Annotated in this window: 15 protein-coding genes; 2 read left to right on the top strand and 13 right to left on the bottom strand. The window is 70.3% G+C overall.

Annotated features, from left to right (window positions below; all coding sequences use genetic code 11):
• Window positions 1-4: 4 nt before the first annotated feature.
• The 4 genes from IE157_RS09325 to IE157_RS09340 all read right to left on the bottom strand — a co-directional run bounded on the left by IE157_RS09325 (window position 5) and on the right by IE157_RS09340 (window position 3779).
• Entirely contained in the window at window positions 5-946 is a 942-nt protein-coding gene (locus IE157_RS09325) for an RNase H family protein (protein WP_193519804.1), read from the bottom strand.
• A gap of 239 nt (window positions 947-1185) precedes the next feature.
• Window positions 1186-2820, bottom strand: coding sequence for a chaperonin GroEL (gene groL, locus IE157_RS09330; protein ID WP_064847215.1), 1635 nt, complete (start codon window positions 2818-2820; stop codon window positions 1186-1188).
• A gap of 256 nt (window positions 2821-3076) precedes the next feature.
• Complete coding sequence (locus IE157_RS12955; RefSeq protein ID WP_241181032.1) at window positions 3077-3403, bottom strand: hypothetical protein; 327 nt, start codon at window positions 3401-3403, stop codon at window positions 3077-3079.
• Between the two features lie 151 nt (window positions 3404-3554).
• On the bottom strand, window positions 3555-3779 hold the full coding sequence (locus IE157_RS09340; RefSeq protein ID WP_035963809.1) for a DUF3263 domain-containing protein: 225 nt from the start codon (window positions 3777-3779) through the stop codon (window positions 3555-3557).
• A 59-nt stretch (window positions 3780-3838) separates the two neighbouring features.
• Between IE157_RS09340 and IE157_RS09345 the strand changes: the two genes are divergently transcribed.
• Window positions 3839-4522 (top strand): uracil-DNA glycosylase, encoded by a 684-nt coding sequence (locus IE157_RS09345; RefSeq protein ID WP_082943443.1) that lies wholly within the window; start codon window positions 3839-3841, stop codon window positions 4520-4522.
• Window positions 4523-4541: 19 nt separating this feature from the next.
• The gene (locus IE157_RS09350; RefSeq protein ID WP_193519805.1) at window positions 4542-5393 is read left to right on the top strand and encodes a siderophore-interacting protein; all 852 of its coding nucleotides are present in this window, start codon (window positions 4542-4544) and stop codon (window positions 5391-5393) included.
• A 4-nt stretch (window positions 5394-5397) separates the two neighbouring features.
• Here IE157_RS09350 and IE157_RS09355 read toward each other — a convergent pair whose 3' ends face one another.
• The 9 genes from IE157_RS09355 to IE157_RS09395 form a co-directional block, all read right to left on the bottom strand.
• A complete protein-coding gene (locus tag IE157_RS09355; protein ID WP_193519806.1) occupies window positions 5398-7515 on the bottom strand; it encodes a threonine/serine exporter family protein in 2118 nt (705 codons plus the stop codon).
• A 148-nt stretch (window positions 7516-7663) separates the two neighbouring features.
• A complete protein-coding gene (locus tag IE157_RS09360) occupies window positions 7664-8746 on the bottom strand; it encodes a lipid II:glycine glycyltransferase FemX (RefSeq protein ID WP_193519807.1) in 1083 nt (360 codons plus the stop codon).
• A gap of 88 nt (window positions 8747-8834) precedes the next feature.
• Window positions 8835-10742 carry an FMN-binding glutamate synthase family protein gene (locus tag IE157_RS09365; RefSeq protein WP_064847219.1) on the bottom strand — a complete coding sequence of 636 codons (1908 nt, stop codon included), beginning with the start codon at window positions 10740-10742 and terminating at the stop codon, window positions 8835-8837.
• Window positions 10743-10866: 124 nt separating this feature from the next.
• Window positions 10867-11148 (bottom strand): HPr family phosphocarrier protein, encoded by a 282-nt coding sequence (locus IE157_RS09370; protein ID WP_035963817.1) that lies wholly within the window; start codon window positions 11146-11148, stop codon window positions 10867-10869.
• Window positions 11149-11195: 47 nt separating this feature from the next.
• Complete coding sequence (ptsP, locus tag IE157_RS09375) at window positions 11196-12929, bottom strand: phosphoenolpyruvate--protein phosphotransferase (protein ID WP_064847220.1); 1734 nt, start codon at window positions 12927-12929, stop codon at window positions 11196-11198.
• Window positions 12930-12935: 6 nt separating this feature from the next.
• Entirely contained in the window at window positions 12936-15164 is a 2229-nt protein-coding gene (locus tag IE157_RS09380; protein WP_193519808.1) for a PTS fructose transporter subunit IIABC, read from the bottom strand.
• Window positions 15165-15198: 34 nt separating this feature from the next.
• Complete coding sequence (locus IE157_RS09385) at window positions 15199-16236, bottom strand: 1-phosphofructokinase family hexose kinase (RefSeq protein ID WP_193519809.1); 1038 nt, start codon at window positions 16234-16236, stop codon at window positions 15199-15201.
• The gene (locus IE157_RS09390) at window positions 16233-17024 is read right to left on the bottom strand and encodes a DeoR/GlpR family DNA-binding transcription regulator (RefSeq protein ID WP_064847222.1); all 792 of its coding nucleotides are present in this window, start codon (window positions 17022-17024) and stop codon (window positions 16233-16235) included. The genes IE157_RS09385 and IE157_RS09390 overlap by 4 nt, the downstream gene beginning before the upstream one ends.
• Before the next feature lie 82 nt (window positions 17025-17106).
• Complete coding sequence (locus IE157_RS09395) at window positions 17107-18381, bottom strand: Nramp family divalent metal transporter (RefSeq protein ID WP_064847223.1); 1275 nt, start codon at window positions 18379-18381, stop codon at window positions 17107-17109.
• Between the last annotated feature and the right edge of the window lie 17 nt (window positions 18382-18398).

An 18398-nucleotide genomic window follows, 5' to 3' on the forward strand; every position in this document is an offset into this window, starting at 1 on the left:
GGGCTCAGACCTCCGCCGTGACCTGGTGGTACCGCAGTAGCCATGGGCCCATGTCGTGGTGCTGGTCCTCGCGGACCCACACGGAACTGCGCCGGGTCACGACGGATGTCTCCTCGAGCCGGTAGCTCACGTGGTAGGCGTGCGCGCCCAGGGCCGTGACCCGCAGCTCCCGGGGCTCGCACCCTGCGGCTTCGACGATGCTCAGCACGGACTCGGGGGCTGCCGTGGCACCTCGCCGGTCCACGCACACCAGGTCGGGGTGCAGGGACTCCCCCGGTCCACCGGGAGCATTCCCGCGGCCGAGAACCGTGGCCTCACGCGAGGCCGCGTCCGAGATGAGATGCTCGGGGGTGCCGCCGGAATCCGGGGAGTCCGTGGACCCGGCGTGACCCGCCGGAAGGTCCTCCGAGGAGGCCCACGCGGAGAAAAGATCCGGTTCCACGTCTCCCGCCTCGATTCCGCGGCCCGCGTCGTCCCGGAAGCCCGGCCCCGCGGGCATGTCCTCCGGCGCGGTGCCGGACTGGTAGGCCGTGGCCATGGCGCGGGCGCGCTCGTCCGCGGCCTCGTTGAGCTCGTGACCCGCGTGCCCCTTGACCCACTCGAAGCTGACGTCCCGACCGGAGAGCTCGCGGTCCAGCGCCTTCATGATCTCCATGTTGAGCACGGGTTTGCCGTCGCGCTTCTTCCAGCCCTTCTTCTTCCAGCCCGGCATCCACTTGGTGACCGAGTTGATCACGTACTGGCTGTCGCACAGCACCCGCAGCGGTTCGTCCGCGCGGTGCCGGGTGGAGCGGAGCAGATCGAGCACCGCGGTGAGCTCGCCCATGTTGTTGGTCCCGTGGGCCCAACCCCCCGCGCGCCACGAAGTGGGATCGATGTACCAGGCCCACCCCGCGGGTCCGGGGTTGCCGAGTGCGGAGCCGTCCGCGGAAGCGATGATCGTCATGCGCTCATCCTCGCAAAACCTCCCGACACGTTGAACCACCGCCGCTGACAGGCGATCGTCCGGTCCCGCATTGGCCCGCGGTTCAGCGGACCACCCCGGGGCCACCACCCGGGCGCGCGAAGAGCACCCGGGTGCGCGAGCGCTCCCGGAGATGCGAGAACCCCGGGGACAGCACGTGTCCCCGGGGTTCTCGAAATGCCCACCCGTGTAGCGGGCGGAACTCACTCAGAAGAGCGAGATCACATCATGCCGCCCATGCCACCCATGGGATCGGCACCCGCGCCCGCACCGGCGGCCTCGGGCTCGGGCTTGTCCGCGACCACGGCTTCCGTGGTCAGGAACAGCCCGGCGATGGACGCCGCGTTCTGCAGGGCGGAACGGGTCACCTTGACGGGGTCGTTGATGCCCGCGGCCATGAGGTCCTCGTACTCGCCGGTGGCGGCGTTGAGGCCCCAACCGGTCTCGAGCCCGCGCACCTTGTCCACAACCACGCCCGGCTCGAGACCGGCGTTCAGCGCGATCTGCTTGAGCGGCGCGTCGATCGCGACCTTGACGATGTTGGCACCGGTCGCCTCGTCCCCGGACAGCCCGAGGGACTCGAAGACCTTGGCACCGGCCTGGATCAGGGCCACGCCACCACCAGCGACGATGCCCTCCTCCACGGCGGCCTTGGCGTTGCGCACGGCATCCTCGATGCGGTGCTTGCGCTCCTTGAGCTCGACCTCGGTGGCGGCACCCGCCTTGAGGACGGCCACTCCGCCGGCCAGCTTGGCCAGCCGCTCTTGCAGCTTCTCGCGGTCGTAGTCGGAGTCGGAGTTGTTGATCTCCGCGCGGATCTGGGCCACGCGACCCTCGATCTCCTCCTGCGTACCGGCGCCGTCCACGATGGTGGTCTCGTCCTTGGTCACCACGACCTTGCGGGCCTGGCCCAGCAGGTCGATCGTGGCGGACTCGAGCGACAGGCCCACCTCTTCGGTGATGACCTGGCCGCCGGTGAGGATCGCGATGTCCGCAAGCTGCGCCTTGCGGCGGTCACCGAAGCCGGGGGCCTTGACGGCCACGGACTTCACGGCACCGCGCATCTTGTTCAGCACGAGCATGGCGAGCGCTTCGCCGTCCACGTCCTCGGCGATGATCAGCAGCGGCTTGCCGGCCTGCATGATCTTCTCGAGTACGGGGACCAGGTCCTTCACGGCGGAGATCTTGGAGTTGACGATCAGGATGTAGGGGTCCTCGAGGACGGCTTCCTGACGGTCGGCGTCGGTCACGAAGTAACCGGAGAGGTAGCCCTTGTCGAAGCGCATGCCCTCGGTCAGCTCAAGGTCCAGCCCGAAGGTGTTGGACTCCTCGACGGTGATGACGCCTTCCTTGCCGACCTTCTCCATGGCCTCGGCGATGAGCTTGCCGATCTCCGGGTCCGCGGCGGAGATGGACGCGGTCGCGGCGATCTCCTCCTCGGTCTCGATCTCCTTGGCGGAGGACAGCAGCTGCTCGGTCACGGCGGCCACGGCCTTCTCGATGCCACGCTTGAGGGACAGCGGGTCCGCACCGGCGGCCACGTTGCGCAGGCCCTCCTTCACGAGGGCCTGGGCCAACACCGTGGCTGTGGTGGTGCCGTCACCGGCGACGTCGTCGGTCTTCTTGGCGACCTCCTTGACGAGCTCGGCGCCGATCTTCTCGTACGGCTCCTCGAGCTCGATCTCCTTGGCGATGGACACGCCGTCGTTGGTGATCGTGGGGGCGCCCCAGGACTTCTCGAGGACCACGTTGCGTCCGCGCGGGCCGAGGGTGACCTTGACGGCGTCCGCGAGGGTGTTCAGGCCCCGCTCGAGGCCGCGGCGGGCTTCTTCGTCGAATGCGATCATCTTTGCCATGTGTTTCGTCCCTCCTGGACGGTTGACAAACAAGACTTGTCATCACGATGCCCGCGACGGACGGTGCCGCGCCGCGATCCTCACCGCGCCGCAACCACCTCACCGTGATGTCACTCGTCCGCCGCGCGACCACCACCGGACCCGGTTAGCAGTCCACGCGACTGAGTGCTAATCCCATAGTGGCACTCGTCATGCCGGAACCGCAAACGCCCTGCGTCCAGTGGACTCAGGTTTCGTCCCCGGCTGAACGGGCGGGTCAGGCGGCCGCGGGGGCTCCGGGCACGACGTCGCTCGCGGCCGTCCCGAGCGCCACGGCACCCACCGCGGAGGCACCGGCCGCGGCGTCGTCGTCCGGGGACACCGCAACGGCTGCGGCGGGGAGGGCGAGCGCTTCCTGGGCCGTGCGCGGGGCGTTCACGAAGGCCACCGCCCCCAGGACGAGGGCGAGCACACCGGTCACGAGGATGACCAGGAACTTGCCCCGGGACCCCGCTCGGGCATTCGGGTTATGGCCTCGGTGGGCACCCTGCCTGGCGCCGTCCTCGGGGACGTCGTCGAACTCGTCACGGGGGTACTCGCTCATGCTGTGGCTCTCCTCAACGAACGGCGGGATCAGGGGCGCCGACCCGCGGGTGCCGGGACCGTGGGACGGCGTGCGCCCCGCCTGCCGGACCCGCGGCGGTCAGGGGTCCGCGGTGCGCTGCCCACTATCCCACGCGCACCCGGGGACCCACTCAGCGATTGCGCGCGCGGCGCAACCGGGAGATCAGCATGGGGGCGTGGCGCGCGGCGGCCTCTGAGGAGATCAGGGCGTTGAGCCGCTGATAGTAGTGCACGGGGCTCAACCCCAGGCGGGAGCGGATCGCGGACTCCTTGGCGCCGCGGTACTTCCAGTGCTCGGACTCCAGGTCCAGGATGGCCCGGTCGAGCTCGTCGAGGCCGTCGCCCGTGGTAGACATGGGCTCAACCCTAACGCTCCGGGCGGTACCCGGAGGCCGCACGCCCTGGAGGTCGCACCGTGAACACCCCGCCCCCGTTGCACGAGATCATGAACGAGGAGTGGGCCCGTGCCTTGCAACCCGTGGAGCCGCAGATTCGGGCCGTGGGCGAGTTCCTGCGCGGCGAACACGCCGAGGGCCACCACACCCTGCCCGCTGGGGACCACATCTTCCGCGCGCTTCGCGAGCCGATGTCCGCGGTCAAGGTGTTGATCGTGGGCCAGGACCCCTACCCCACCCCGGGCCACGCGATGGGCCTCTCGTTCTCGGTGGCCCCGGACGTGCGCCCGATCCCGCGGTCCCTGCAGAACATCTACAAGGAACTGCACTCCGATCTGGGGATCACACCGCCCGCGCACGGGGACCTGTCCTCGTGGGCCGAGCAGGGCGTCATGCTGCTCAACAGGGTCCTTACGGTGCGCGCGGGCTCCCCCGCGTCCCACCGGGGCAAGGGCTGGGAAGCGGTCACGGAGTGCGCGATCCGCGCGCTTGGGGCGCGCGAGCAACCCCTCGTCGGCATCCTGTGGGGTCGCGACGCCCGCGGCACCAAGGACTGGCTGGGTGGGGCGCCCACCGTGGAATCGGTGCACCCGTCCCCGTTGTCCGCGTCCCGGGGGTTCTTCGGTTCCCGCCCGTTCTCCCGCGCCAACGAGCTGCTGCAACAACAGGGCGCCCAGCCCGTCTCGTGGGAACTGCCCGCGTAGCAACACCTACGCTGGACGCATGGCACAAACTCCGGCGCGACCCCGCAAACCCCAGCTCAACCTCACGGTTACGGACCGGATTCAGCTCTCCCCGGGCATGGTGCGCGTGGTGTGCAGGATCGAGAACGCCGAGCAGTTCCAGGACATGGAGGCGCCGGAGAAGTACGTCAAGCTCGTCTTCTTCTCCGCAGCCACGCTCGCGGCGACCGCGCCCGGCGCGTTCCCCGACTACTGGGCCGCGCGCGAAAACGCCGCACCCCAGGACCAGCCCGTCACGCGGCACATGACCCTGCGCCACACGGAACCCGACGCCGAGACCGTATGGATCGACGTCGCCCTGCACGGCACCGAAGGCTATGCGGGGCCGTGGGCGGATGCCGCGTCCCCCGGCGACCGGATCGTGGCGCTCGGCCCGGGCGGCAAGTGGCTCCCGGATCCGGCCGCCGCGTGGAGCGTCTTCGCTGGCGACGACGCCGCCGTCCCCGCCGTGCTCGCGAACCTCGAGGCGCTGCCCGCCTCGGCGCGCGGAGAAGCCGTCCTGGAGGTCGAGGACGCCTCCCACGAACTCGACCTCACCGATCTCGCGATCCCCGAGGGCGTCCGGGTGCGCTGGGTGCACCGCGCCGCTCAGCAGGACGGTGAGCGCGCCCTCGTGACGGGACTCGCGAACGCCGCGTGGCCCGAGGACACCGCGGGTGTGCAGGCGTTCGTGCACGGCGAGCGCGAGACCATGAAGGCTGCCCGGAAGGAACTGCTCGACGTCCGCGGGCTCGAGCGTTCGCAGGTATCCCTGTCCGGGTACTGGGCGGCCGGGCGGGCCGAGGAGACGTTCCAGGCGGAGAAGAAGCTGCCCGTGGGCAAGATCCTCTGACCGGTCAGCGGCGGCGGTTGCGCCGCTGGGAGAGGTACTGCATCCGCTCGATGAACGGGCGCATGAGGTACTTGGCGAGCACCACGCCCGCCGCGAGCAGCACGATGGACACCATGGCGTTGACGAGTCCCGTGATGCCGTTCCCCGTGGTCTCGTTCTCCACGGTGATCGCGTACATTCCGCGGAACAAGCTCAACCCGGGCAGCAGGTAGGTCATCGCGGGGATCGCGAGGATCGCCTGCGGGATCTTGGCCCTCGCCGCGAGCAGCGCGGCCACACAACCGCTCGCCACAGCCCCCACGCCCGTGGCCAATCGTGTGCTGGGATCGAAGCTGCCGATGCCGTGGTAAAAACCGAGGCCCACGAGGGCCGCGGCCACGGCAGGCAGCAGGTGACGCGGCTTCGCCTGCATGGTGATCGCGATCAGAGCGGTGGAGATCAGCATGAACACTGTGTTGGTCACGGCTGCCGCGGGTGTGAACCCGGACTGGGAAACGTCAATCCGTGGGACCCCCAGGTGCGCGGACAAGGTGATCCCCAGGGCGATCCCGGCCACGATCCCCAGGAACGCCATGGCGGTGGACAGTAGTCGTCCGGCCGCGGTCACGGGGAAACCGTTGATCGCGTCCTGCATCGTGGAGACCATGCGGGTGGTGGGCAACAGCATGATGATCCCACCGGCGATGACCCTGGGCGGGGACACCTCGACCCCCACCGCCGAGATCAACAGGGCACCGAGCGTGACCACCAGGGCGTTGGCCGCGAGGGAGAAGAACTCCGGGATGCGCCACGCCCCCAGTTTCGCCGTGACGGACTGCACCACCACGGAGGAGACCACGGCCACGAGCGCACCGGCCGGGCTGCCGCCGATCGCCAGCGTGATGGTCCCCGCCGCGATCACCGTGGCGAGCCACACGACCCACTTGGGGTAGGGCTTGGGCCGGGCGTTGATCCGGGCGAGCTCCCGTTCGGCGTCCCGCAGGGGCGTGTTGCCCTCGATGATCCGGGTTACGAGCTGATGGGAGTCCGCGAGACCCGAGTAGTTGTCGGTCCATGAACGCACCACGCGCATCACGGTGTGGCTCGAGGTCGAAGAATCGCCCCACGGGTCCTGGCCGGTGCGCGGCGCGGAGCTCCCGCGCTGTTCCCCCGTGGTCCCGGGTGTGCCCGCCAGGGCGGTCGCGGGGTGGGCGGAGGAACCGGTGTCCTCGGTGACCCGCCGCGGGGCCTCGCCGGCGGCGGTGAGTTTGCCCGTGGCCGTGGTCTCCGCGACGTAGTTGATGGTCACCGACTGGTTGGTGATGTCCACGTCCAGGTTCTCCACCCCGTACGTGGCGCACACCGCGATGATCGCGTTCTCCACGTCCAGCGCGTCCGCGCCGTAGTGGAACATGGTCTCGGCCAGGCGCAGCGCGAAGTTCAGGGTGCGCCGGGCCTGGCGGTCCGTGCTGTCCCCGAACTTGCGCAGGTGCTGGAACGGTGTGGCGGTGAGCCGGTCCACCACACGCATGGGCGCGGTGGGCGCGGCGTCCCCCTGCACGAGGGAGCGCAACAGTGCCTTGGGTGCCCGCGACGGTTTGACCCGGGTGGCCGGGTACACGCCCCGCGAGATCGCGGTGGTCGCGGGCGCCGGCTCGTGCGCCACGGTTTCCGGGCGCTCCACGGGTGAGCTCGCGGGGGCGGTGCCACGCCGGGACGGGCTGCCGATGGGTTCGGTCAATGCCGCGGGAACCGCCGCCCGGTGCCCCTGGCCCGCGCGGTCGGCGGCGATCTGGCCCGGTGTGAGGACGGGCAGGGAGGAGACCTGCGGCGTTCCGGTGCCGGTCGCGGGACCGCGCCCGGCGCTGCGGGGACGGACGCCGGGGACCCGCAGCTGCGACGTCGTCCGGGTGTCGGTGTGCACGGGCGCGCTACGCAGTTCCGCCCGGGCGGCCTGTTCCTCGGTGGGGCGCGGTGCGTAACGCGTACGACGCCCCGGACTCGTGTGCTGCACGGCGTCGCGCAGCGCGGTGTCCCCGGCGGGACCGAACGGTTCACCGTCCACCGCGTGCGGGCCCGTGCTCTCACCCGAGGACGGGTAGCCCTGGTGCGCCAGACGCGTCAATTGCTCGCTCACGCTCACGTGGGATCACCCTTCCCTGCCGCCGCAGGCACTGTTCGACTCCTGTGTGCTGGGGTGCGGCCCACACGCATCCGCTCGCGCGCCCGTGCTCGCCCACGTCCTCGCCTGCGGGCGAGCGGGGGCCGGGTGGAGGGGCCGCGGCCGCCTGTCAGTAGAAGGGCTGACCCGTGCGGCGCACCCACAACTGGCGCTGTACCTTCTCCGCCACGTTGTTCCACACAGCGTATTTCGCGCGGCTGAGTGGCTGATCCCAAACGCCCACGTAATCCACGACAGTCTTGGTGAAGCTCGTCTTGAACAACCCCAGACCGTAGTAGGGGTGCTCCTTGTTCTTGAGCTGGTCGGAGGGCGGGGTCCCGCAGAAGTCGTACTGGGTGATCTCGTGGTCCTGCTTCAGGTCCGTGATGGCGCTCCACTGCACGAGGTGCGAGTCCCCGTACTGCTTGCGCCGCGGCTTGGAGCCGCCGTCCTTGTAGGTGCCCTTGCGCCCGTAGGAGATCACGTAGGCACCCACCGAGGGCTTGCCGTCCTCGTACGTGAAGTAGAGCCGGCCCTGACCGCGATCGGCGAAATTGTTCCAGAACGCCCGGTAGTACTCGTAGGAACGCAGGGTCACCTTGGCGTGACCCTGACCCACGGAATCCATGAGCGCGTACATCGCGCGCATGTTCTCCTCCGTGAGCGGGACCTGGTCCACCTCGCAGCCCTCGCGGGTCGCACGGCGCACCGCGTTGCGACCCCGCGAGTGCAGGGACTTGAGCAGGGCCTTCTCGTCCATGTCCGTGTCCAGCACGGCGGTGGAGTCGTTGGGCTGAATCTCGAAGGACTTCACGAGTCCGCTGCGCGCCATCACGCCCGCGGCGTAGTCGGAGGCCACGATCTCGGGTTCGTACTTGATCGCGAACACGCCGCGCGCGGGACCCGACACGAAGCGCTCGTTGGCCGCCACGATGCCGGGGATGTCGTCCACGCTCGCCACGTCCGGACCCTTGATCATGTACCACAGCCTGCCCAGGGCGGGCACGGACTTCTCGAGCACCAGGTTATAACTGGGCTGCGAACCGTCCGTGGGTTCGTACACCACGTACTGCGGCTTCCACCCGTGGTCCTTCTTGACCAGCGCGAACGCCTCCGACTGCAACAGGTTGCCGCCCGAGGGGTTGGCCGTGACGTGGGAGTCCCACTCGGCGATTTCCTGATCGGTGGCAAAACGTGCCGTGAATTCTCGCAAGGCTCTCTCAATCCTGTACAGGGGGGCACTGACGATGTGAGGCGGTGCCGCGCTGTCGCGGCACCGCCTCACATGGTATCCCTCGGGCTCAGGCGAGCCCGGGGTTGCGGGTGCGTGAGTCGTCGGAGGGGTCCACGTGATCGGAGTCCGGGGACGGGTCGCTCGTCGTGTGCTGGGCACCGGCCGCGTTGCCAGGCTGCCCCTCGGGACGCCGGCTCGTGCCCGCGGTGGACTGCCCGGGGTTCGCCTCGGAGGCCTGCCCCGCGGACGGCCCGCTCGTGCGCGGCGTGGCGGACTCGGTACCGCGCTCGCCGCCGCGGGCACCGGACAGCGCCGGCTCGCGATCGTCCGCCGGCATGACGTCGCCGGGTTCCAGCGGGCTGCGGCCCTTGAACACGTACTTGCCCGGGTGACCCGGGGTGAACTTGTCCGGATCGGCGTAATCCCAGTCCTCACCCCAACCGCCTTCGACGCCCTCGAACAGCTCGCCCGGCGTGAGCCAGCGGTAGAGGGTCTCGTACGAGATGCTCTGGGTGGCCGTGACCTTGCGGCGCAGCATCTGACGCGTGAGCTCCTCGGGGTGCTCGCAGCCCATGGTGGAGATGATCTGGCCCGCTTCCTCCACGGTCAGGCGGTGGTAACGCTCCACGCGGTCACCCTTGTCCTCGATGTCCAGGGCCTTGTAGAGCTTGGGGTTCTGCGTGGTCACGCCCACGGGGCACTTGTTGGTGTGGCACGCCTGGGCCTGGATGCAGCCCACGGCCATCATCATGGCGCGCGCGCTCATGCAGAAGTCAGCACCCTGGATGATGTGGCGCACGATGTCGTGGCCCGAGGTGATCTTCCCGGCGGCGCCAATCTTGATCCGGTCCCGCAGTCCCGCACCCACGAGCGCGTTGTGCACCAGGATCAGACCCTCCACGAGCGGGGTGCCCACGTGGTCCTGGTACTCGAGCGGTGCAGCACCGGTGCCGCCCTCGGAACCGTCCACGATGATGAAGTCCGGGGTGACCTTCTCCTCGATCATGGCCTTGCAGATGGCCAGGAACTCCACGCGCGAGCCCACGCACAGCTTGAAGCCGATCGGCTTGCCGTTGGACAGTTCCCGCAGGTGGGCCACGAACTGGATCAGACCGCGCGGCGTGGTGAACGCCGAGTGGCTGGCCGGGGAGATGCAGGTCTGGCCCACGGGGACCATGCGCGCCTCCGCGATCTCCTCGGTCACCTTGGAGCCCGGCAGCACGCCGCCCAGGCCCGGCTTGGCGCCCTGGGAGAGCTTGATGTTGATGGCCTTGACCTGCGGCAGGTTGGACTTCTTGCGGAAGGCCTCCGGGTCGAAGTTGCCGTTCTCGTCACGCGTGCCGAAATACCCGGAACCGAACTCCCAAATGATGTCGGCGTCGTGGGCGAGGTGGTACTTGGTCAGCCCGCCCTCACCGGTCTCCTGCGCGAACCCGCCCATGGCCGCGCCCTTGTTCATGGCGAGCACGGCGTTCTTGGACAGGGAGCCGAAGCTCATGGAGGAGATGTTCAGCAGCGATGCGTCGTACGGCTGCTTGCAGTCCGGCCCGCCCAGGCGCACGCGGTGCTCGCTCTCCGGGGCCGCCTTGGGCGCCACGGACTGGACGAAGTACTCGTAGCCCGGTTCGTTCACGTTGAGCTCGGTGCCGAACGCCTTGTCGCCCTTGAAGCCCTTGGCCCGCGAGTACACGAGCGAGCGCTGGTCACGGTTGAACGGCTTGCCGTCGTAGTTGCGCTCGATGAAGTACTGCTGGATCTCGGGGCGGATCTTCTCCATGAAGAACCGCGCGTGCCCGAGCACGGGGAAGTTGCGCAGGATCGAGTGCCTGCGCTGCGTCGCATCGCGGATGCCCACGAGCAACAGCAGGAAGAAGATGACTGCGAGGATCCACCATCCCCAGGGACCGAAGACCGCTGCGAGAACCGTGGCAATCGTGGCCACGACCAGACCTGTCAGAATGAGAAACCGCACCATGCGATTCACCGTACTCCTCGCCCTGGGCCCCGACCCCGGTCACCGGAATGCGACGATCACCCCCCGGGAAAGCGCCGACGCCGGGTGCCCACACAGGGGCGCCCGGCGCCGGCGGTGGGGAGGATCACTCGGCGTCGAGGTCCGTCTCGATGATCGAGGCGAGGTGCTCGAGGGCTTCCTCGGCGCCGTCGCCGTCGGCCGCGAGGACCACCTTGTCCCCGTGGGCCGCGCCCAGGGACATCAGGGACAGCACCGAGGACGCGTCCATGCCCTCCTCGGCGTCCTCGCCCTCGGCGCGGATGGTGATCTCCAGGTTCTCGTACTCGCCGGCGGCCTCCGCGAAGATCGCGGCGGGCCGGGCGTGCAGCCCCACACGGGAGGCCACGGTGGCAATGCGTTCTGACATGTCAGCTCCTTGCTGGGTCGGTTCGGGTGACGCTGGTTCGGGCGGGGTCACAGCCCCAGTTCGTGCAGCACGGGCAACTGTGCCCGCACGGCTTCCTTGGCCTCGCGCGCGCTCGTGGCGGACACGGCGAGTGCGGCCAGCCGCTCGGCTTGGGCGGTGTCCACGCGGGCGAGCACGGCGGCGACGGCGGCGAGCGAGCGTGCGCTCATGGACAGGGTGTCCACCCCGAGCCCCACGAGCACCACGGCGAGCGCGGGGTCCGCGGCGGCCTCGCCGCACACGCCCACGTTCTTGTGTTCACCGGACGCGTCAGACGCCGCTCGCGCACCCGCCGCGGTGCGCTCGATCATGCGCAGCACGGCCGGTTGCCACGGGGAGTTCAACTCGGCGAGTGCACCCAGCATGCGGTCCGCGGCCATCGTGTACTGGGTGAGGTCGTTGGTCCCGAGCGACACGAAGTCCACGCGCTCGAGGATCTGCTCGGCGGTGATGGCCGCGGCGGGTGTCTCGACCATGACGCCGGTGACCTGCAGCCCCTCGGCGCTCGCGAGTTCGTGGAACCGGGCGGCCTCCTCCGCGGTGGCGATCATGGGTGCCATGACCCACACGTGCGCACCGGTCTCCCGGGCCGCCGCCGCGATCGCCTCGAGCTGGCGCTGCAGCACGCCCGGGGTGGTCCAGTCGGTGCGGTAGCCGCGCACACCGAGCGCGGGATTGGGCTCGGTGGTGTCCGTGAGGAAGGGCAGGGGCTTGTCCGCCCCGGCGTCGAGCGTACGCACGACCACCTTCTTGCCCTCGAACGCCGCGAAGATCTCGGCGTACGCCTGGGTCTGTTCGGCCACGGTGGGTTCGCTGTCCCGGCCCAGGAAGCAGAACTCGGTGCGCAACAATCCCACGCCCTCGGCGCCGGCCTCGGCGGCCGCGCGGGCGTCGTCGCCGGTGCCCACGTTGGCGAGCAGCGGGACCTCGGTGCCGTCCGCGAGCGCGCCCCGGCCGTCGAAGGAGGCGAGTTGCGCGGCCGCGCGCTGCCACGCGGTCACTGCCTCGCGTTCGTGCTCTGCCGGTGCCGCGACGACGGCGCCCTCGGCACCGTCCACGAACACGGGCGTCCCCGCGGGGACCTCGAGGATCCCCTCGACGGCCACGGCAGCCGGCAGCCCGAGGTTGCGCGCGAGGATCGCCGTGTGGGACTGGGGTCCGCCGGAGGCGGTCACCAGCGCCACGACGACGTCCGGATCCAGCACCGCGGTGTCCGCCGGTGCGAGGTCCTCGGCCGCGAGCACGAACGGCTCCTTGCGCTGGGGCACGCCCGGGGCGTCTTCCCCGCGCAGTCGGGCGACGATGCGCGCGCGGACGTCCTCGATGTCCGCGGCACGTTCGGCCATGTAGCCGCCCATGGCCCGCATCTGGTCCGCGTACGCGGTGGCAGCCTGCCACAGCGCCCGCTCGGGGCTGAGCTGCTGATCGGTCACGAGCTTGCCCGCGTTCTTGATCAGGGCCTTGTCCCCCGCCATGAGGGACGTGGCCTTGAGTACCTCCGCCGCGGATTCCGAGCGCGCCCGAGCGGCCCTTTCCTTGAGCTCGGCCTTGACCTCGAGCGCCGCTGCCTTGAGGCGGTCGATCGCGGCCTCGGCGTCCCCTGTGAGCGGCTCGCCCTCGGGCGGCTCGCTCACGGCGGGTGCCATGTGCACCACGGGGGCGATCACACGCCCGGGGCTGACCCCCACACCGCGCAGTTCCACGCGCTGCTGTGCGGCACCGGTCACGTCGTTGTCAGTCATGATGTCTCACACTTCCACGGTTTGTTGTGTCTGCGGAACCCCGGGGACCTCGCCCACGTGCTTTTTCACGTTGCCGATGCGCTTGAACAGGGTGACCAGCACGGCGGTGACCACGGTGCCCGCCAGGATGGCGGCCACGAAGCCCCAGCGTCCGTCCACGACCGGCAGGATCCAGATCCCACCGTGCGGGGCAGCCGAGGTCACGCCCCACGCCATCGTCAGGGCACCGGTGATCACGCCACCGGCCATCGAGGCGGGGATCACGCGCAGCGGATCGGCCGCGGCGAACGGGATGGCACCCTCGGAGATGAAGGACACGCCGAGCAGCCACGAGGTCTTGCCGTTCTCACGCTCCGCGGCGCTGAAGTACTTGCGGCCCAGAACGGTGGAGGCGAGCGCCATCCCGAGCGGGGGCACCATGCCCGCGGCGATCACGGTGGCCATGATCTCCTGCGGCGCCGTGTTGGTCACGGTCGCGGCACCCAGTCCGGCCACGGCGAAGGAATAGGCCACCTTGTTGATGGGACCGCCCAGGTCCGAGCACATCATCAGACCAAGCACGGCACCCAGGGCCACGGCCGAGGCACCGCTCATCCCGGCGAGCAGGCTCGTGAGCCACGTCATGAACGCGGCGATGGGCCCGCCGATTAGCAGGAACAGCAACCCGCCGGCGAACAGCGTGGCGAGCAGCGGGATGATGACCACGGGCATGAGTGATCCAAGCCAGCGGGGCAGCCGGGGCAGCGTCAGCCAGTACGCGCAGATGCCGGCCAGCAGACCGCCCACGATGCCGCCGATGAACCCGGCGCCCATGAAGTTGGCCACGAGACCGGCCGCGAAGCCGGGGGCGATGCCCGGACGGTCCGCGAGCCCGTAGGCGATGTAGCCCGCGAGCGCGGGGACCAACAGGCTGATCGCCAGGTTGCCGGTCTTGAACAGCACCGCACCCAGGTACATGGCCAGGGACACGTCCCCCAGGTTGCCCAGGGTGGTGGTGGCCAGGATGTCGTCGGCCTGCTGGGCCACGAGCACCGGGTCCGCGATCATGAACGCGATCGCCATGAGCAGACCGCCCGCGGCCACGAACGGGATCATGTAGCTGACACCCGTCATCACGGCCTTGCGGATCCGCGTGCCCCACCCCTCGCTGCCGGTCACGGCGGCGGAGATCTCACCGCCGTCGCCCGTGACCTTGGGCGCCTGGGGATCGTCCGCGGCCTCGAGGGCCTCCTGGATCATCTCGCGGGGTTCGTCGATCCCGCGCTTGACCGCGGACGCGATGTACGGCAGACCCGCGAACCGCGAGCGCTCCCGCACGTCCACGTCGGTCGCGAAGATCACGGCCTCCGCCTGACCGATCACGGCCGGGTCCAGACGCGTGGCGCCCGAGGAGCCCTGGGTCTCGACCTGCAGGTCCACTCCCATTTCCTGGGCGGTGTTGGCCAGGGCGTCCGCGGCCATGTAGGTGTGGGCGATGCCGGTGGGGCACGCCGTGACGGCCACGAGCCTGCGCGGACCCCGGGCGCCCGCGTCATCGGGCGCCGTCGACGTCGCGGATTCGGTCAGCGGCGCGTGCGTTCCGGTGGGTGCCTGCGTCCCGGCGTTCGACGCCGCGGTCGCACCGCTCGCACCAGCTACGGCTGCGCCGGCAGCGGCACCGCCGGTTCCCGTGGCAGCGGACCCGTCGGCACCGGTCGCGGCGGGACCGGTCGCGGCGGAGGATCCCGTGGCCGCGGTTCCGGTCGCCGCGGTGGGTGCCGCAGCGGCGTCGTCCGGCTGCGGAGCGAGACCGAGGGCCGTGTCCACGATGTCCACGACCTCCTCCGGCGACTGCGCTGCGCGCAGGGACGCCACGAAGGGCTTCTTCATGAGGGAACGTGCGAGCTTGGACAGCAGCTTGAGGTGCTCCTGGTCCGCGCCGGCCGGTGCGGCGATGAAGAAGACGATGTCCGCCGGTCCGTCCTTGGCCCCGAAGTCCACGGCGGGGGCGAGCCGCGCCATGACCAGGGTGGCCTGCGTGACGGCCTCGGAGCGGCAGTGCGGGATGCCGATCCCGCCCGGGATCCCGGTGGCGTTCTTGGCCTCCCGGGCCAGGGCGTCCGCGGCGAGGGAATCCGCGGTGCTCGCGCGGCCCTCCCGGTGGACGGTGGCCGCGAGTGCACGGATCACACTCTCCGTGGACTCGCCCAGGTCCCGGTCCAACAGGACCAGGCCGGGATTGATCAGATCTGACATGTCGGTGCTCCTTGGCTACGGGGCGGTGGGTGGATCAGGTCCGGGGCTGCGTCTCGCGGGGCGCGGCCGGGTTCGGCGTCGGGACGTCCGGTGTCGCGGCGCTTTGCCGTGCGGACGTCAGCTGCGTGGCCCGCACGGCGTCGGGCGTGGTCTGCGCGACCGTGGGCATCTGCGTCCCGGGCAGGGCGGCGGCGGCGGAGCCGTGGGCCACGGCCCGGCGCAGGCGTTCGGCCGGGGCCTCCCCGCGCTGGGCGGCCACGAGGTACCCGGTCAGGGCGCTGTCGCCGGCGCCCACGGTCGAGCGCACCGTGACGGGTTCGTGCACGGCGTGCCACGCGCCCTCGGGCGTCACGAGCACGGCACCGTTGCCGCCCAGAGTGCACAGCACGGCCCCCACGCCGCGGGCCACGAGCTCCCGCCCGGCGTCCGCTGCGGCGCGCGGATCGGCCTCGAGCGCATCGCCGTCGGTGCGGCCCAGCAGCTCCGCGAGTTCGTGGCCGTTGGGTTTGATCACGTCCGGCAGTACGGTGACACCCGGGGCGAGAGCCGCGCGCAGCACGTCCCCGGAGGTGTCCAGCGCGAACGACGGCGCGGCCGCACCGAGCGCGCCGCTCACGCGGGCGGCCAGCACGGCGTAGACGTCCGGGGCGGGCCCGGGCGGCACGGACCCCGCGAACACGAGCCACTGCGCACCCGCGCCGCGGGAGACGATCCGTTCCACGATCCGGTCCACGGTGTGCTCGTCCAGCGGGGGGCCGGGCTCGTTGATCTTGGTCGTGGTCCCGTCCGGTTCGGTCACGGTGATGTTGGATCGCACGGGCGCACCGATGGACACGCTGTCGTAGCGCACCCCCGCGGCGTCGAGCGCGGTGAACAGCGGATCAGTGCCGTCCCCCGGGACCACGGCCACAGTGTCCACACCGCTCGCGGCCAGCGCGCGCGAGATGTTCACACCCTTGCCCCCGGGGTCCTGGCGGGTGTCGCTCGCGCGCTGCACGCGACCGCGGGCCAGCGGGCCGGGCAGGTCCACGGTGCGGTCCACGGAGGGGTTGAGGGTCACGGTGATGATCATGCGAGAACCACTTCCACGTCGGCGTCTTCGAGGGCTTGGGCCAGCTCCCCCACGGGAGCGCGGTCGGTGATGAAGGTGTCGATCTGTTCGAGCGAGCAGAAGTGCGTGAGGGTCTCCTGGTCCTGCTTGCTCGCGTCGCACAGGACGACGACGCGGCGCGCGGCCTGCACGATCGTCGCCTTGACCACGGCCTCGATGGGGTCCGGGGTGGACAGCCCGAAGGAGGCGTGGGCGCCGTTGCAACCCACGAACGCGAGGTCCGGGCGCAACTGGTCGTAGTGCTGGGCGGCCCGCGAGCCGGTGGCCGCCCACGTGAGTTTGCGGATCCGCCCACCCACGAGCTCGAGCCCCACACCCTCGGCGTCCGCGAGTTTCGCCGCGATGTGCAGGGCGTGGGTGATGATCAGCTGTTCCTGCCCGCCGGGCAGGTGGTTGTCCCGGGCCAGCAACAGGTCCGCGAGCGCCTCGACCGTGGTGCCGGCATCCAGGACCACGGCACCGGCCTCGGCATGTTCGAGTACCTCGAGGGCTTTGCGGGCGATGGCCCGTTTCTCATCGGCCGCGAGGCGCGATCGGGAGTCCATCCCCTGTTCGCCGCTCGTGGACTGGTCCACGGACACGGCACCGCCGTGCACACGGCGCAGTTTCCCCTGGGACTCGAGCACGGCGAGATCCCGGCGGATCGTCTCCATGGTCACACCGAACCGCTTCGCCAGTCCCGCACCGTTGACACGGCGCTCGTGGCTCACGGTGCGTGTGATCTCCTCGTGGCGTTCTGCAGCGAACATCTTCACCTCACGGACCGGGGTGTCGGCGGTGAAACCCCTGTGTGATGTGAGCTTATGTCTGTTTATGTGGTTTTGCTAGCCCCTAACCCACATTTCCCACGCCCATGACGAGCAGGACCACGTTCAGCACCACCACGATCGCGGCGCTCACCCACCCGATGGCCGCGAGCACCGGGCCATTGCGGAAGCGGCCCATGAGGGAGGCCCTGCCCGTGGCGCGCACCAGGGGGATGAGCGCGAACGCGATCCCGAAGCTCAGCACCACTTGACTCCCGACCAAGGCTGCAGTGGGTTCCGCGCCGAGCGCCAGGATCACGACGGCGGGGATCACCGTGATCAGCCGCCGCGCGAGCAGCGGGATGCGCCACCGCAACAGACCCGCCGTGACCACGTCCCCCGCGTACGCACCCACTGCGGTGGAGGCGAGCCCGGAGGCCAGCAACCCCAGGGAGAAGACGACCCCCACGGCGGGCCCGAGCGCGTCGGAGATCGCGTGCTGCGCACCCTCGATCGTGTCCGTGCCCTCCACGCCGTAGAGGTTCCTGGCCGCGAGCAGGAGCATCCCTATGTTCACCGCACCGGCCACCACGAGTGCCAGCACCACGTCCACGCGGGTCGCGCGCAGGAGTTGGGAGACGCGCTCTGGGGCGTGGCCCATGCCGTGACGGTCCCGACTCAGTGCGGAGTGGATGTAGATCGCGTGGGGCATCACGGTGGCACCCAGCATCCCCGCCGCGATCACCAGGGACTCGAAGCCCTCCAGCCGCGGTACCAGACCGTCGAGCACACCCCGCGGATCGGGCGGGCCCACCACGAGTCCCCCGAGAAACCCCACCGTGATGATCCCGAGCATCCCCAGGATCACGGTCTCGAACACGCGCTGACCGCGGTGGTTCTGGAGCGCGAGCACGAGCATGGACAGCGCGGCCACGATCACCCCGCCCAGGGGCAACGGGATGCCGAACAGCAACCACAATGCGAGCGCCCCGCCGATCACCTCGGCGACGTCCGTGGCGATCGCCATGAGCTGGGCCTGGGCCCAGTAGAGCACCCGGGTACCGGGCGGCAGCGAATCGCCTAGGACCTGCGGCAGGGACAGCCCCGTCACGATCCCGAGCTTGGCGGAGAGGTACTGGATGACCATGGCCATGAGGTTGGCGAGCACGAGCACCCATACGAGCAGGTAGCCATGCCCCGCACCCGCACTCACGTTCGCGGCCACGTTGCCGGGGTCCACGTAAGCGATCGCGGCCACGAACGCCGGACCGAGTGCGGCGATGGTCCCGTGCGACGACGCCCGCGCCGTCGTACCCCCCGCACCGGTCGCGTCCTGCGGCGCTGGATTGCCCGACGTCATGGTGGCCTCCTGCTCAG

The organism is Kocuria marina (genome assembly GCA_014652975.1).
GTDB lineage: Bacteria > Actinomycetota > Actinomycetes > Actinomycetales > Micrococcaceae > Kocuria > Kocuria marina.